Here is a 15,786-nt window from a genome sequence, read left to right as displayed (position 1 = left end):
CGTTATCGGAAAACGGTTGATGCAAGGTTGCCGTGCAGGCGAGTAAATTATAACGGTAAGGGGAAAGCGGAAAAATAACTCCACCGAGGGGATTGTTGCCGGGAAATTAAAATTTCCATCAAATAAACGCCATCTTCATAGTTTTCTCATAATTGGTGAATAAATCCGAGACGGGTTTTAAAAAGTTTACACACCCTCGCATTACTTGAAATTTATCAGCCTATTATTATCTCCGACGACGAATGAGCCTGTTAACGTACAGCGCTCCTGATGAAGAAAAACTTTTAAGGAAATGATTATGCGTAAATTGACGGCTTTATTTATTGCTTCCACGCTGGCCCTGGGTTCTGCTTCCGCGGCGTTCGCTGCAGACACCACTGCCCCGGCGGCGGATGCGGCGCCGATGAAAATGATGCATCACAAGGGTGAAGGCAAAGGCGGCCCGTTCGCCGGGCTGAACCTGACCGAGCAGCAGCGCCAGCAGATGCGCGATATCATGAAAGAGTCGCACCAGAAGCGCGGGCCGGGCATGAAAGAGGAGCGCCAGGCGCTGCACAATCTGGTCGCTTCCGACAGCTTTGACGAAGCGAAGGCGAAGGCGCAAATTGACGCGATCGGTAAAGCGCAATCCGAACGCATGCTGGAGCGCGCCAAAGCGGAAAATAAAATGTATAACCTGCTGACCCCTGAGCAGAAAAAACAATACAATGAGAATTATCAGAAACGTGAGCAAAAGATGATGGACCATATGAATAAAATGAAGGCGCAGATGTCCTCCGATCAGTAATATCCGCTCGCGGTGAATAATAAAGGGCCAGACTATTTGTCTGGCCCTTTTCCTATTTGGCGTTATCACTGGCAGGCTATGCAGTGAGTGATAATCATTCTCCGCCGACCATGTGCCGGAACTGCTCGGCAACGGCCTGAGCAAAGCGCGGGTCGTTAATATGATAAGGCGTTTTTATCAACCGGCGTTTGTCGGTGGCGCGCACCGTTTCTTCCAGCGCTTGCGTAAAGGCGGCCAGCGCCGCCGGATCCCAGAACGGTTGCCCGGGCGCGTCCAGAGCCGATACGCCGCCCGCCGGGATAACGAAACGCACTTCGCCCGCGCAGGCGTTGATTTTTTCGCCCATCCAACGCCCCATTAACGCATTCTCCCGCGCGCTGGTGCGCACCAGCGTCACTTGCGGGTTGTGAGGGTGGCGCAGACGGTTGGCATAGCGAGCCGGCACCGTGTTCGGCGCGCCGAAGTTGATCATGTCGATCGCGCCGCAGGAGAGCACGCACGGGATGCCGGTACGCGCGATGGCACCGAAACGATCGGTATTGCAGGGCAGCACGCCGCCAAACAGGTGATCGGCCACTTCGGTGGTGGTCAAATCGATGGCGCCGTGCAGTTGGCGGCTATCGATCAGTTTTTCCAACGCTCTGCCGCCGCTGCCGGTCGCATGAAACGTCAGACAATCCCATAGCGATCCCAACTCGGCAATCAACGCCTGAACGCAGGGCGTGGTGACGCCAAACATTGTCAGGCCGATCGCCGGCTTGTCGTCGTGAGAGTCGACGGCGGCGAAGCGGACTGCGCCGGCTATCTGGCGCGCCGCGTTGCCCAGCACCCGTCGCGAGATGCGATTCAGGCCGGCGAGATCGGTGACCGAATACAGCATGCTGATATCGCTGGCGCCGACATAGGCGGAAACGTCACCCGCCGCCATGCTCGAGACCATCACTTTCGGCAGACCGATCGGCAGTTGCTGCATGGCCGGCGTGATGATGGCGGTGCCGCCGGAGCCGCCCAGGCCAAGCAGGGCGGCGATATCGCGGCGCGTCAGGATAAAGCGTTCGAAAGCGGTCGCCATGGCGGCGATCGCCTGGCCGCGGCTGGCGCAGAAGACCGCGCCGGCGCCCGCCGGATGGTGGCGAGCGACCTCTTCTGGGCCGATATCGGCCGGGGAGTCAAACGGCAAGCTACGGGTGGAGAGATCGACGGTTCGCGTGGGTAAATCCAGGCTGGCAATCAGCCGCCGCACATACTCCAACTCTTGTCCTTTCGTATCTGCTGTGGTAGCAATATAGACAAAATTTGAAGTATCTTTCATGGGTTTTCCGAGGTGCTTCTAATTTTTATTTTAAAAATTAATGCATTATATTTTTTTAGGTGCCCTGGTGTTGGCATTTAAATTAAATTGATTAATGTATTTATATAATGAGACGGCAGTATCATTTTTGCAAGGGCAGCTCAGTGCAAAATGGGACTTCTGTCTCATTTTTGAGCTTTTTGCGCGGCCGAGCCTTTGTCGTCAACCTGTCGGCAGTGGCGTATCTCCAGCCGCGCAAGCATGTACAGATGTATGAGGTTTAAGTGCCGATAAATGCTTTTCCCACCCCGTTCGATCCTTCACTGACGTCCACCCGGGCAAAAACCTACCGTTTGTTGCTGGCCAGCGCGATGGCGCTGTATGACGAAGGCGCGTTTCCTTCGATCACCGAACTGGCGGCGTATGCGCAGGTATCGCGTGCGACCGCCTACCGCTACTTTCCGACCCAGAGTGCGCTGATTAGCGCCGTGGTGGCGAAAAGCCTGGGGCCTATTCTGGAATGGCGCCCGCAAGACGATGATGCCCTGAAGCGCATCCAGCAGTTGCTGACCTTCGCCTATCCTCAGATGGAACGGCACGAGGGGGCGTTGCGCGCGGCGTTGCAGCTCTCTTTGCAGCAGTGGGCGCACGCGACGCCGGGCGAAAAATTCGTGCGCGGCAACCGCAAGCGTCTGTTGGCGCTGGCGGTAGAACCGCTGCAGGGCAAACTGCCGCCGGACTCTCTGCAGAGAGTGATTCATGCTTTCTCGCTGATTTACGGCTCGGAGGTGTTCCTGGTGCTGAAAGATATCTGGGGGCTGGAGCTTGAGAGCATTCAGGACGTCACGCAATGGATGGCCAAAGCCATCCTTCGTCAGGCGGAAGAGGACGCGACGAACCGCAAAAAAACATCAGCAGGATAATCCAATTTTTGCCGATGCCTGACTGAAAAACCAGCATAATTCACTGAGTGAATATTGGCAAAATTTATAATTTAAAGTGATAAAAGACGCCTGTTAAGCACTTTTCAGGCGGCCACACCCTTCATTTACCCCTGAATTATATTTTTATTTATCAGTTAATTAATATTTATTCCCTCACGTGCTATCGCCGCTCCGATACCGCCAAGCGTCATTGTCATTTCTTATCGTCGCTGGCCTGATTCACCCCTGAAACTTTCTCTCCTCCCGCCGAACTGCCGGATGACACATTAAGCGCACTTGAGATTGTTGTGCTTTATTTATTTGGTGTTACCAAACTGTTACACAAAAAATCTTATAAAACATTTGCAAACAACAACGGACGGTATCTGGGATGGAGAAGAAACTTAGAGGAGTCAAATCCGCTCGGGCGGCCTTCGGCTGGCCTGAAATCGGAGTTCATCGCGCACAATGGAGCGCGATGCTGATCTGCCTGACGGCGATCGGCGGGGCGCAGGCTGCCAGCTATATAGAGAACGGCAAAGCGGGCGATCCGGCCAGCTGGCGCAGCAGTGAGTTCAACGCGGAATGGGGGCTGGGGGCGATCCACGCCGACCAGGCCTACGCCGCTGGTTATACCGGAAAAGGCATCAAACTTGGCATTTTCGATCAGCCGGTCTACGCCAAGCATCCCGAATTTGCCGGTGAGAATAAGGTGATCAATTTGGTCACCGAAGGCATCCGCGAATACACCGATCCCTATATCCCGGTGAAAAAAGGCGACACTTTCCGCTATGACGGTACGCCGAGCGTGGACTCCGATGGCACGCTCGGTTCGCACGGTACCCACGTGGGCGGCATCGCCGCCGGCAGCCGCGACGGCGGCGCCATGCACGGCGTGGCGTTCAACGCGCAGATCATCAGCGCCGAAAACGGCGATCCCGGCCCGGAGGACGGCATCATCCTCGGCAACGACGGCGCGGTGTACCAGGCCGGCTGGGATGCGCTGGTGGCCAGCGGCGCGCGCATCATCAACAACAGCTGGGGCATCGGCATTACCGAAAAGTTTGAGGAGGGGGGTTATGACCCGGCTTATCCACACTTCACGGTAAACGATGCGCAAAAGCAGTTCGATCAGATCAAACAGATCCTCGGCACCAAGCCCGGCGGCGCCTATCAGGGCGCGATCGACGCGGCGCGCAGCGGCGTGGTCACCATCTTCGCCGCCGGTAACGACGGCAATCTGAATAACCCCGATGCCATGGCCGGCCTGGCCTATTTCGTGCCGGAGATTGCACCGAACTGGCTGTCGGTCGCCAGCTTGCAGGATCCCTCTAATAGCGGCGACTACAGCATCAGCACCTTCTCTTCCCGCTGCGGCTACACCGCCAGCTTCTGCGTTTCGGCGCCGGGCACCCGGGTATACAGCTCGGTGATTGAAGGCACCAGCGTGGAGAATCTGACGACCGGCTACGCCAAATACAGCGGCACCTCGATGGCGGCGCCGCACGTGGCCGGCAGCGTCGCGGTGCTGATGGAGCGTTTCCCGTATCTGAATGGCGCGCAGGTGGCGGAAGTGCTGAAAACCACCGCCACCGACATGGGGGCGCCGGGCATCGACGCGCTCTACGGCTGGGGGATGATCAACCTGGGCAAAGCCATCAACGGCCCTGGCATGTTGGCGACCGTCGAGGATATTCCCGAAGAATTCCGCATCCCGGATCCGACGGGCGTGGCCTACGGCCCGACCCAGTTCGTGGTGGATCTGCCGGGCGTCGGCGCGGTGCTGGACAAGGGCAAACCGACCGAGCGCGTCTGCAGCGATGTGCTGTGCGGCCTGGACTTCTGGAGTAACGACATCTCCGGCCACGGCGGCCTGACCAAGCAGGGCATCGGCACGCTGGTGCTGACGGGTAACAACACCTATTCCGGCCCGACGCTGGTCAATCAGGGGCGGTTGGCAGTCAACGGCTCGGTCACTTCGGCCGTCAGCGTGCAGAGCGGCGGCATCGTCGGCGGCAGCGGTACGGTCGGTTCGCTGACCGCCCGTCAGGGCGGCACCGTGGCGCCGGGCAACTCGATCGGTACCCTTAACGTGGCGGGTAACGTCAGCTTCGAGCCGGGTTCGCGCTACGCGGTGGAAGTGGGGCCGAACGGCCAGAGCGATCGGATCCAGAGCAGCGGATCGGCGACGATCGGCGGCGGCGAGGTGGCGGTGACGCTGGAGAACAGCCCCAACCTGCTGACGCAAAGCGAGGTGCGCAGCTTGCTGGGCCAGCAGTACACCATCCTGAGCGCGCAGCAGGGGGTGAGCGGGCAGTTTGACGCGGTGGCGCCGAACTACCTGTTCCTCGGTACCGGGCTGAGCTACCAGCCGACCGGGGTGACGCTGAGCGTCGGGCGCAACGGCACCAGCTTCGCCAGCGTGGCGCAGACGGCGAACGAGCGGGCGGTGGCGGCGGCGGCGGATGCGCTGGCGGCGGGCAACCCGGTGTACGAGAGCCTGCTCGGCAGCGGCACGGCGGGCGAAGCGCGGCAGGCGTTCCGTCAGCTGTCGGGGCAAATCCATGCGGACATCGCCTCGGCGCTGGTGAACGACAGCCGCTACCTGCGTGAGGCGCTGAACGGGCGTCTGCGTCAGGCGGAAGGGCTGGCGAGCTCGTCGGCCATCAAGGCGGATGAGGGCGGTGCCTGGGCGCAGCTGCTGGGGGCGTGGGACCACGCGTCGGGCGACGCCAACGCCACGGGCTATCAGGCCTCGACCTACGGGGTGCTGGTGGGGCTGGACTCGGCGGCGGCGGACGACTGGCGGCTGGGGATGGCGACCGGCTACACCCGCACCTCGCTGCACGGCGGGTACGGGTCGAAGGCGGACAGCGACAACTACCACCTGGCGGCGTACGGCGACAAGCAGTTCGGGGCGCTGGCGCTGCGCGGCGGGGCGGGCTACACCTGGCACCGCATCGACACCAAGCGGTCGGTGAACTACGGGATGCAGTCGGACCGCGACACGGCGAAGTACAGCGCGCGCACCGAGCAGCTGTTCGCGGAAGCGGGCTACAGCGTGCAGGGTGAGTGGCTGAACCTGGAGCCGTTCGTGAACCTGGCGTACGTGAACTTCGAGAACAACGGCATCGCAGAAAGCGGCGGCGCGGCGGCATTGCGCGGCGACAAGCAGCACACGGACGCGACGGTGTCGACGCTGGGTCTGCGCGCGGACACCGAATGGCAGGTGAGCGCGGGCACGACGGTGGCGCTGCGCAGTGAGCTGGGGTGGCAACACCAGTACGGCGGGCTGGAGCGTGGCACCGGGCTGCGGTTCAACGGCGGCAACGCGCCGTTCGTGGTGGACAGCGTGCCGGTCTCGCGCGACGGGATGGTGCTGAAGGCGGGGGCGGAAGTGGCGGTGAACGAGAACGCCACGCTGTCGCTGGGCTACGGCGGGCTGCTGTCGCAGAACCACCAGGACAACAGCGTCAACGCCGGTTTCACCTGGCGCTTCTAAGCACAAACACCATCGATTCAATCCTTGTACCGGAACCGTCTGCGGACGGTTCCTTTTTCACATCCTGCTAATGAAAACCCGGCGCACTTGGGGCGTCGGCCAATAACAAGCAAAAGGTAAGGAAATGACAACAACAATGGGTTTTGATAGCAAAGGAAATGCTCGCCGCTCGCCGTGGCGGCTGAACGCGCTAGTCTGCTGCATGGCGCTGGCGGGGTATGCACAGGCGGCGCCGCACGAGGTGAACGGCCAAGCCGGCGATCCGGCCAGCTGGCGCAACGCCGAGTTCAACGCCAACTGGGGGCTGGGGGCGATCCACGCCGATGAGGCCTACGCCGCCGGCTATACCGGCAAAGGGCAGAAGGTGGGCATTTTCGATACCCCGGTCAACCGCCATCCCGAGTTCGCCGGCGACGGCAAACTGATCAACGTCGTCACCGAAGGCTATCGCGCCTACACCGATCCGCACCGGCCGGGCATTAACGCCGGCGACCGCTTTTACTTCGACGGCACCTTCCACTTCTACAGCGGCTCACAGGGCATGCTGAGCAATCATGGGGTGCACGTTGCGGGCATCAGCGCCGCCAACCGCGACGGCGTCGGCATGCACGGCGTGGCTTTCGATTCGCAGGTGATCAGCGTCGATAACGACAACGACGGCCCGGCCTATGGTGAATTCCTCGGCCTGGACGGCGCCGTCACCAATGCCGGCTGGCAGGCGATGATCAACAACGGCGTGCGGGTGATCAACAACAGCTGGGGCGTCAGTATTCCCGACTTTCTGTCCGACGGCGGCCGCGATCCTAACGCGCTGCACTTTGAGCTGAAGGATGCGCAGGAACAATTCGATCAGGTCAAACCGCTGCTCGGCAGCCTGGCCGGCGCAGGCTATCAGGGCGCCATCGACGCCGCGCGCAAAAATATTCTGGTGCTGTTCGCCGCCGGTAACGACGGCAACTACAACCAGCCGGATGTGATCAGCGGGCTGGCCTACTTCGTGCCGGACATCGCGCCAAACTGGCTGTCGGTCGCCAGCGTGGCGCAGGATGCGGCATCGACCAACAGCGTGCCTTACACCATCAGCAGCTTCTCTTCCCGCTGCGGCTATACCGCCAGCTTCTGCATCTCGTCGCCGGGCAGCAAAATCTACAGCACCGTGGCCAACGGTTCCGATCCGGCCAACCTGGTGTCGGACTACGGCAATAAAAACGGCACCTCGATGGCGACGCCGCACGTCACCGGCGCGGTGGCGGTGTTGCTGCAGCGTTTCCCGTACATGAGTTCGGCGCAGATTGCCGACGTGCTGAAAACTACCGCCACCGACATGGGCGCGCCGGGCATCGACGCGCTCTACGGCTGGGGGATGATCAACCTGGGCAAAGCCATTAACGGCCCGGGCATGTTCTATACCGTCGAGGATATTCCGGCGGAGTTCCGCATCCCGGATCCGACGGGCGTGGCCTACGGCCCGACCCAGTTTGTCGCCAATATTCCGGGCCTGGGCGCCGAGGTGGATGCCGGCACGCTGCACGCCAGAAAGTGTGATGACATCAGCTGCGAACTGGAAGTCTACTCCAACAACATCTCTGGCCACGGCGGCCTGACCAAAGAAGGGATGGGCACGCTGGTCATGACCGGCGCCAACACCTATGCCGGCCCGACGCTGGTCAATCAGGGGCGGTTGGCTGTCAACGGCTCGGTCACTTCGGCCGTCAGCGTGCAGAGCGGCGGCATCGTCGGCGGCAGCGGCACGCTCGGTTCGCTGACCGCCCGTCAGGGCGGCACCGTGGCGCCGGGCAACTCGATCGGTACCCTTAACGTGGCCGGCAACGTCAGCTTCGAGCCGGGTTCGCGCTACGCGGTGGAAGTGGGGCCGAACGGCCAGAGCGATCGGATCCAGAGCAGCGGATCGGCGACGATCGGCGGCGGCGAGGTGGCGGTGACGCTGGAGAACAGCCCCAACCTGCTGACGCAAAGCGAGGTGCGCAGCCTGCTGGGCCAGCAGTACACCATCCTGAGCGCGCAGCAGGGGGTGAGCGGGCAGTTTGACGCGGTGGCGCCGAACTACCTGTTCCTCGGCACCGGGCTGAGCTACCAGCCGACCGGGGTGACACTGAGCGTCGGGCGCAACGGCACGAGCTTCGCCAGCGTGGCGCAGACGGCGAACGAGCGGGCGGTGGCGGCGGCGGCGGATGCGCTGGCGGCGGGCAACCCGGTGTACGAGAGCCTGCTCGGCAGCGGCACGGCGGGCGAAGCGCGGCAGGCGTTCCGTCAGCTGTCGGGGCAAATCCATGCGGACATCGCCTCGGCGCTGGTGAACGACAGCCGCTACCTGCGTGAGGCGCTGAACGGGCGCCTGCGTCAGGCGGAAGGGCTGGCGAGCTCGTCGGCCATCAAGGCGGACGAGGGCGGTGCCTGGGCGCAGCTGCTGGGGGCGTGGGACCACGCGTCGGGCGACGCCAATGCTACCGGCTATCAGGCCTCGACCTACGGGGTGCTGGTGGGGCTGGACTCGGCGGCGGCGGACGACTGGCGGCTGGGGGTAGCGACCGGCTACACCCGCACCTCGCTGCACGGCGGGTACGGGTCGAAGGCGGACAGCGACAACTACCACCTGGCGGCGTACGGCGACAAGCAGTTCGGGGCGCTGGCGCTGCGCGGCGGGGCGGGCTACACCTGGCACCGCATCGACACCAAGCGGTCGGTGAACTACGGGATGCAGTCGGACCGCGACACGGCGAAGTACAGCGCGCGCACCGAGCAGCTGTTCGCGGAAGCGGGCTACAGCGTGCGGGGTGAGTGGCTGAACCTGGAGCCGTTCGTGAACCTGGCGTACGTGAACTTCGAAAACAACGGCATCGCGGAAAGCGGCGGCGCGGCGGCATTGCGCGGCGACAAGCAGCACACGGACGCGACGGTATCGACGCTGGGCCTGCGTGCGGACACCGAATGGCAGGTGAGCGCGGGCACGACGGTGGCGCTGCGCAGCGAGCTGGGGTGGCAACACCAGTACGGCGGGCTGGAACGAGGTACCGGGCTGCGGTTCAACGGCGGCAACGCGCCGTTCGTGGTGGACAGCGTGCCGGTCTCGCGCGACGGGATGGTGCTGAAGGCGGGGGCGGAAGTGGCGGTGAACGAGAACGCCACGCTGTCGCTGGGCTATGGCGGGCTGCTGTCGCAGAACCATCAGGACAACAGCGTCAACGCCGGTTTTACCTGGCGCTTCTGACGTTCAGCGATCATCGCAATGACCACGGAGCCGGCATGCCGGCTCCGTTTTTATTTGCGGCTGCGGGGTGAGTCCGTATGATGGCGCGGCGCCAGGGCAATAAAAAACCGGGACCCTGACGGATCCCGGCTTAAAAGTGGGTAAAACAGATTAGCGCTAAAGGCTCAAGCCCCGTTTGATTTGCGCAGTCCGAGCGATGTGCTCATCGTCTCAGTAGCGGCAACGGAACAAATTTTCCCTGGTGTTACTATGGTTATTATTAAAAAACGTGCTGGTGTTATTTTTTATAGTGTATTGCTGTATGTCTCTTTTGATACCATGTTTGACGATGCAACATGGTATGTCAAGCAACGTTTTTAACGCATAATTGCATGAGATGCCAGTTTTAGATGTGGCTTTTTCAGCGGAAATAATCAAAACGACTGATAAATCAGTAAAAAAAATCGAAGGAACAAATGGATAACAATCACCAAAAATTCGATTCACAGTCGATTGCCAATCGGGTCAGGGAGCTGTTTTTACATTACGGGATTGGAAAACGTCAGCATGCCCGCGAGCTCAGCCGCATCTTGGATCTGAGTTTTTCACATGCGCACCGCAAACTGAAAGGGCAAAGCCCCTGGACGCTGGAACAGATCAACAGCGTCGCGGCCGCGTTGGGAGAAACGCCGGCGGCGATCGCCGATTTGAGCGCCGAACACGAGACCACCGAGCCAAACATGGCGCGCGATGCCATCTTTTTCGTGGCGGGGGTGGCGATGCCTTGCGTCGGGCACATTGGCGATGAGCTTCCTGCCGGGCGGCCGGCGGAATTTGTGGCGCTGCGCGTGGAAGGGCAGTGGCGTATCTATCGCGCCGATGAGGCACCGGCAGGCCCGCGTTACGGCGTCGATCTGATCGAAATCCGGCCCGGCTTCGGCGACGACGAGCGGCTGAGCATCGCGGTATTGGACGATTCGCATCAGGCGGCCGATGAGCTGGCCAAGTATCTCGGCGGCTGCGGCTTCAACGCGGTGGCGTTTTACGACGTCGACAGTTTCTGTCAGGCATTGCAGCAAAGTCTGTTCGACGGCTACGTGGTGGACTGGCTGATCGGTGAGGAAACGGCGGATCGCTGTATCGCCACCATCCGCGCCTCCGATAACCCGGACGCGCCGGTACTGGTGCTGACCGGCGAACTGGGCACCGACCGACGCGAGTCGGAAATCGCTCAGGCGATGCGCGAGTACGACGTGCTCGGCCCTTATGAAAAGCCGGTGCGGCTCCATGTGATCGAAGCCGCACTGCAACGCTGTTTTAATCTTTAGCGGGGAACACCTCGGCCAGTGCGTTTGACAGCGCATCCAGCCGAACCGGCTTCATCAGGTAGTTATCGAACAGGGCGCGCTGATCCGCCGTCAGCTGCTCCGGCGTGTAGGCGCTGATGCCGATGATCGGCACATGGCGGTTGGGGCCGCGGCGGTTGCGCAGCTGCCTGGCCAGGGCGGCGCCGTCGATGCCCGGCATCTGCAGATCCAGCAACAGCGCGTCGTAAGGGCGTCTGAGCAGCTTCTGCAGCGCGCGCTCCGGCGAGTCGCACAGTTCGTGCTGGTAGCCCAGCTTGTCCAATAGCGCCGCAAAGGCGTCACCCACCGACTTGTTGTCATCCACCACCAGCACCTGCTGTGGCTTCTGCTGCAGAGAGGCATTGGCGGCGGCGGGCGCGTCGGCGCGTTCGTCTTCACTGATCTGCACCGGAATGCTGACGATAAAGGTGCTGCCCTTCTTGATTTCGCTGTACACCGTGATGGTGCCGTCGAGCAATGTCACCAGGCCGTGCACGATCGCCAGCCCCATCCCGACGCCGGCATACTGCTTGGTATGCGACTGATCCAACTGGGTAAAGGGCTTGAAGATCTGATCGAGCTGGTCTTTTTCGATACCGATGCCGGTGTCGGTCACTTCGATAATCAACGAACTGCCGCCCGGCTGGCGGCGCAGGCAGCTGTGCAGCGTAATGCTGCCGCTTTCGGTGTACTTGTAGGCGTTGGTCAGCAGGTTGACGATAATCTGCCGGATGCGCAGTGGATCGGAGTGCACCAGCAGGTGGCTGCATTCCACTTCACAGCTCAGTTTGACCTGCTCTTTGCGGGTCAGGGTGGCGATTTCGTTGGCGGTCTCCGCGATCAGCTTCTGCGCGTCGAACGGCACGATGCGCAATTCCATCATGCCGCTGTCGAGGTGCGCGTAGTCGGTCAGATCTTTCATCTGGCTTTCGATTTGCTGCGCGGCGGTCTCCAGCCGCTGGAAGGTGTCCGCATGCTCAGCCGACACCCGGGTATTCACCAGCACGTCGATGGCCGACATCACGCTCTGCAATGAGGTGCGCAGCTCGTGGCCGATGGCGCCGAGGAAGGCGTTTTTGGTGCGCGTCGCTTTCTCCGCCTCGATGGCCTTGGCCTGCTGGCGAATGGTCAGCCGCTGCTGACGGAACACGATCAGGGTGATGGCGATCAGTGCGATCACCGAGAACATGACGATCACCAGCCCATAGAAAATAATGTGCCGTTTCTCGATGTAATCCTCATAGGCGGCGGTGCGCTGCTTCACCTCGGCGTGGTCGGTCAGGTTGGCCATTTCGATAGCGTAAGGCTTGATGGCCCTCATGGCCGCGGAAACCTGGCCGAAGTCGATTTTCCGACTGCTCAGCAGCTTATCGATGCGATCCATCTGCAGGCGCATCTGTTTGACCACTTCCGGGTAGCCCGGCTCGGCGTACAGCGGCTGGGTCGATTCGGAGACGGTTTCCAGCACGTAAAAACGCGAATAGAGGATTTCGAACCGCAGCCGCAGGTTGTCGTTGTCCACCTGCGCGGCGTGGCTTTGCTGCTCGACCAGCGTGTCGAACTCCGCCAGCTTGATGGAGAACTTGGCGATTGACCAGGAGTAGTTCTCCTGCGTGCCGGCGATGGCATACAGCCCTTTCTTCGACAGGGTGGCGCTGTAGTAATAGAGCGTGACGGTCGAAGCCACTAAAAACAGCGCGGCGAAAATGGCCGGGATCGCCAGCCTGCTGCCGTTCTTAAAGGTCGTCAGCTTCATTTGATCACGATCCTGTCCACTTGCCAGATAAAGCGCGAGTTGTACAACGGCGAGTTCAGTTCAGGCCCGGCGGCGTCGCGCGGGTAAACCAGGAACAGCGGGCCGAAGTTTCTGAGTTTCAGCATCTCCCCGTCCATCTTATAGGCCAGGATCATGTTGTACTTTTTGACGTCGGACAGCGGCACGTCGATGTAATAGTCGTTCAGCGCATAGAAGGTCAGCGTCTCGCCCTTGGCGCCGACGCGCTCCAGGATATCGGCCACCGAAATCCCTTCGAATTTTCTCTGCGGCGTCCAGGAAGTGGAGGTGGTGATGCTGCGCACCGGCATCGCCAACAGCTGCTTATCGGTGAACAGATAGCTTTTGTTGACCGGGTCGGTCACGTTGTCGATCTTGCCCGCCACTTCCAGGGTAAAGCTGAGCGCGCTGCTCTGGGCGATAATCAGGGCCACGCAGGCCATCGCGAGGGTTTTGCATAGTTTGAACAGCATCGGTGTTCTCCAGAGGCGCGGGGAGGTTGTATCAGTCCCGCTAATTTATCAGGCAGAATAATGGCAGAAAAAGCAGGCGGGCGCGAAGGGAATAGTAAACCGCACAAAAAGAACAGGCCGGTGTTTACCGGCCTGAGAATGGGCTAACCGCAGCGGTTAGCGCATGGTAACGAACTCTTCCGCCGCGGTCGGGTGGATCGCCACGGTGTTGTCGAAGTCCTTCTTGGTGGCGCCCATCTTCACCGCTACCGCGAAGCCCTGCAGGATTTCATCCATGCCGAAGCCGATGCCGTGCAGGCCGACGATCTTCTCTTCTTTACCCGCGCACACCAGCTTCATGCGGCACGGCTGGCGGTGCTGCGTCACGGCGCTGTACATGGCGGTGAAGGAGGATTTGTACACCTTCACGTTGTCCGCGCCGAACTTCTCGATAGCTTCCGGTTCGGTCAGGCCGACGGTGCCGATCGGCGGGTGGCTGAACACCACGGTGGCGATGTTGCTGTAATCCAGGTGCTCATCCGGCTTGTTGTTGAACAGGCGCTCGGACAGGCGGCGGCCGGCGGCCACGGCGACCGGGGTCAGCTCTACCGCGCCGGTGTTGTCGCCCACCGCGTAGATGCCTTTGACGTTGGTGTTCTGGAACTTATCGACGTCAATATAGCCTTGCTCGTTGGTCTTCACCCCGGTAACGCCGAGGTTTAGGTTGTCGGTCGCCGGTTCGCGGCCGATGGCCCAGATCAGGCAGTCGACGGTGAATGCCTTGCCGTTTTCCAGCTGCAGCGTCAGGCTGCCGTCGGCGTTCTTGACGATCGCTTTCGGCACCGATTCGGTATGCAGGCTCGGCCCTTCGGTGTTCATCACTTCCACCAGGGTTTCGACGATCATCGGATCGAAGCTGCGCAGCGGCGCGTGCTTGCGCACGAACAGGTGCGTTTCCGCGCCCAGCGCGTTCAGCACGCCGGCGATCTCCACGGCGATATAGCCGGCGCCGACTACGGCGACGCGCTTCGGCATGGCGTCCAGCTCAAAGAAGCCGTCGGAGTCGATGCCGTATTCCGCACCCGGAATCGCCGGGTGGCTCGGGCGGCCGCCGGTGGCGATCAGGATGTGGTCGGCGGTGATGGTCTCGCCGTTCACTTCCACGGTGTGCGCATCCACGAAGCGCGCGAAGCCTTTGATCACGTCGACCTTGTTCTTGCCCAGCACGTTGTCGTAGGAGTTGTGGATACGGTCGATATAGGCGGTGCGGTTGGCGACCAGCTTCTTCCAGTCGAAGGCGTTGACGGTGGTGTCGAAGCCGTAGTCCGGGCCGTACTGATGGATGGCCTCGGCGATCTGTGCCGCGTGCCACATGACTTTTTTCGGTACACAACCCACGTTTACACAGGTGCCGCCCAGCTCTTTGGCTTCAATCAGCGCACACTTTTGGCCGTACATGGCTGCCCGGTTGATCGATGCGATACCGCCGCTGCCGCCGCCAATTGCTAGATAATCGTAATGTTTCGTCATCTGGGATTTCCATGAGTTGTGAATTTGAAGAGGGTAAGAGTTTAACGCCTGACCGGGGTTTGTCGCAAAGATTGCGTCGATGGCTGCGATAGGTGGACGCAGGGCGCGGCGAACCGCGCCCTGCCGGGGATTACTCCGGTACCACCCAGTTCACCAGATGGTGGCCGATGCCCGACGGCACCAGCACCTTGTGCAGCCACGGCAGCACGTTTTTCATCTGCTGTTCCAGTTTCCACGGCGGGTTGATGACGATCATGCCGGAGGCGGTCATGCCGCGCTGATCGCTGTCGGGTTTCACCGCCAGTTCGATCTGCAGAATGCGGCGAATGCCGGTGGCTTCCAGATCGCGCAGCATGCGTTTGATCTGCTGGCGCATCACCACCGGGTACCACAGCGCGTAGGTGCCGGTGGCGAAACGCTTGTAGCCTTCCTGAATGCCTTTGACCACGTCCTGGTAATCGGTCTTCATTTCATACGGCGGGTCCATCAGGATCAGGCCGCGGCGCGACAGGGGCGGTAGCTGGGATTTCAGCTGCTGATAGCCGTCGGCGCGCTGCACTTTGGCGCGCTCGTCTTTCTGGAACTCGCTGCGCAGCAGCGGGTAGTCGCTCGGGTGCAGCTCGGTCAGGTGAATTTTGTCCTGCGGGCGCAGCAGCTGGCGGGCGATCAGCGGCGAACCGGGGTAGTAGCGCAGCGTGCCGGAACGGTTGAAGTTGTGCACCACGCTCATGTAGGCCGCCAGCTCTTCCGGCAGATCGTCGCGCTGCCACAGCAGGCCGATGCCTTCCAGGTATTCGCCGGTGCGCTCGGCGTGTTCGCCGCTGAGCTGATAACGGCCCGCGCCCGAGTGGGTATCCAGATACAGGAACGGCTTCTCTTTTTCCTTCAGCGACTCGATGATCAGGCTCTGAACGGTGTGCTTGAGCACGTCGGCGTGGTTGCCGGCGTGGAAACTGTGACGATAACTTAACAT

The 15,786-nt window shown here is 61.1% G+C and carries 10 protein-coding genes; 5 read left to right on the top strand and 5 right to left on the bottom strand.

Going from position 1 to position 15,786, the window contains the following annotated elements:
* The first annotated feature begins 298 nt into the window (after positions 1-298).
* Positions 299-787 (top strand): ATP-independent periplasmic protein-refolding chaperone Spy, encoded by a 489-nt coding sequence (gene spy, locus ACJ8HH_RS21445; RefSeq protein ID WP_033636398.1) that lies wholly within the window; start codon positions 299-301, stop codon positions 785-787.
* A 94-nt stretch (positions 788-881) separates the two neighbouring features.
* Here the strand turns inward: spy and ACJ8HH_RS21440 are convergent, their stop codons facing one another.
* Complete coding sequence (locus ACJ8HH_RS21440) at positions 882-2,099, bottom strand: Tm-1-like ATP-binding domain-containing protein (RefSeq protein ID WP_049212973.1); 1,218 nt, start codon at positions 2,097-2,099, stop codon at positions 882-884.
* Positions 2,100-2,362: 263 nt separating this feature from the next.
* Between ACJ8HH_RS21440 and ACJ8HH_RS21435 the strand changes: the two genes are divergently transcribed.
* The 4 genes from ACJ8HH_RS21435 to ACJ8HH_RS21420 all read left to right on the top strand — a co-directional run bounded on the left by ACJ8HH_RS21435 (position 2,363) and on the right by ACJ8HH_RS21420 (position 11,039).
* Entirely contained in the window at positions 2,363-3,001 is a 639-nt protein-coding gene (locus ACJ8HH_RS21435) for a TetR/AcrR family transcriptional regulator (protein ID WP_060452235.1), read from the top strand.
* 478 nt (positions 3,002-3,479) lie between these two features.
* Positions 3,480-6,503 carry an autotransporter serine protease gene (locus ACJ8HH_RS21430; protein WP_120028087.1) on the top strand — a complete coding sequence of 1,008 codons (3,024 nt, stop codon included), beginning with the start codon at positions 3,480-3,482 and terminating at the stop codon, positions 6,501-6,503.
* A 202-nt stretch (positions 6,504-6,705) separates the two neighbouring features.
* Entirely contained in the window at positions 6,706-9,732 is a 3,027-nt protein-coding gene (locus ACJ8HH_RS21425) for an autotransporter outer membrane beta-barrel domain-containing protein (RefSeq protein WP_412072749.1), read from the top strand.
* Positions 9,733-10,187: 455 nt separating this feature from the next.
* Positions 10,188-11,039 carry a helix-turn-helix domain-containing protein gene (locus ACJ8HH_RS21420; RefSeq protein ID WP_033636393.1) on the top strand — a complete coding sequence of 284 codons (852 nt, stop codon included), beginning with the start codon at positions 10,188-10,190 and terminating at the stop codon, positions 11,037-11,039.
* On the opposite strand, the gene ACJ8HH_RS21415 is transcribed toward ACJ8HH_RS21420, so the two are convergent.
* The 4 genes from ACJ8HH_RS21415 to ACJ8HH_RS21400 form a co-directional block, all read right to left on the bottom strand.
* Positions 11,029-12,813: an ATP-binding response regulator gene (locus ACJ8HH_RS21415; RefSeq protein WP_033636392.1), complete on the bottom strand. Its 1,785-nt coding sequence runs from the start codon at positions 12,811-12,813 to the stop codon at positions 11,029-11,031. The two genes, ACJ8HH_RS21420 and ACJ8HH_RS21415, sit on opposite strands and share 11 nt — an antisense overlap.
* Positions 12,810-13,304 carry a molybdopterin-dependent oxidoreductase gene (locus ACJ8HH_RS21410; protein ID WP_033636391.1) on the bottom strand — a complete coding sequence of 165 codons (495 nt, stop codon included), beginning with the start codon at positions 13,302-13,304 and terminating at the stop codon, positions 12,810-12,812. The genes ACJ8HH_RS21415 and ACJ8HH_RS21410 overlap by 4 nt, the downstream gene beginning before the upstream one ends.
* A 156-nt stretch (positions 13,305-13,460) precedes the next feature.
* Entirely contained in the window at positions 13,461-14,813 is a 1,353-nt protein-coding gene (gorA, locus tag ACJ8HH_RS21405; RefSeq protein ID WP_025304617.1) for a glutathione-disulfide reductase, read from the bottom strand.
* 130 nt (positions 14,814-14,943) lie between these two features.
* Entirely contained in the window at positions 14,944-15,786 is an 843-nt protein-coding gene (locus ACJ8HH_RS21400) for a 23S rRNA (adenine(2030)-N(6))-methyltransferase RlmJ (protein ID WP_004931012.1), read from the bottom strand.

The sequence above is a fragment of the Serratia sp. CY32780 genome (genome assembly GCF_052169135.1).
Lineage (GTDB): Bacteria > Pseudomonadota > Gammaproteobacteria > Enterobacterales > Enterobacteriaceae > Serratia > Serratia sarumanii.
This window is presented reverse-complemented; position numbering and strand designations above follow the sequence as displayed.

Excerpts from the sequence above, each read along its gene's own strand:
- ACJ8HH_RS21415 (WP_033636392.1), bottom strand. The coding sequence starts at position 12,813 with ATGAAGCTGACGACCTTTAAGAACGGCAGCAGGCTGGCGATCCCGGCC.
- gorA (WP_025304617.1), bottom strand. The coding sequence starts at position 14,813 with ATGACGAAACATTACGATTATCTAGCAATTGGCGGCGGCAGCGGCGGT.
- spy (WP_033636398.1), top strand. The coding sequence starts at position 299 with ATGCGTAAATTGACGGCTTTATTTATTGCTTCCACGCTGGCCCTGGGT.
- ACJ8HH_RS21410 (WP_033636391.1), bottom strand. The coding sequence starts at position 13,304 with ATGCTGTTCAAACTATGCAAAACCCTCGCGATGGCCTGCGTGGCCCTG.
- ACJ8HH_RS21420 (WP_033636393.1), top strand. The coding sequence starts at position 10,188 with ATGGATAACAATCACCAAAAATTCGATTCACAGTCGATTGCCAATCGG.
- ACJ8HH_RS21440 (WP_049212973.1), bottom strand. The coding sequence starts at position 2,099 with ATGAAAGATACTTCAAATTTTGTCTATATTGCTACCACAGCAGATACG.
- ACJ8HH_RS21425 (WP_412072749.1), top strand. The coding sequence starts at position 6,706 with ATGGCGCTGGCGGGGTATGCACAGGCGGCGCCGCACGAGGTGAACGGC.
- ACJ8HH_RS21430 (WP_120028087.1), top strand. The coding sequence starts at position 3,480 with ATGCTGATCTGCCTGACGGCGATCGGCGGGGCGCAGGCTGCCAGCTAT.
- ACJ8HH_RS21400 (WP_004931012.1), bottom strand. The coding sequence starts at position 15,786 with ATGTTAAGTTATCGTCACAGTTTCCACGCCGGCAACCACGCCGACGTG.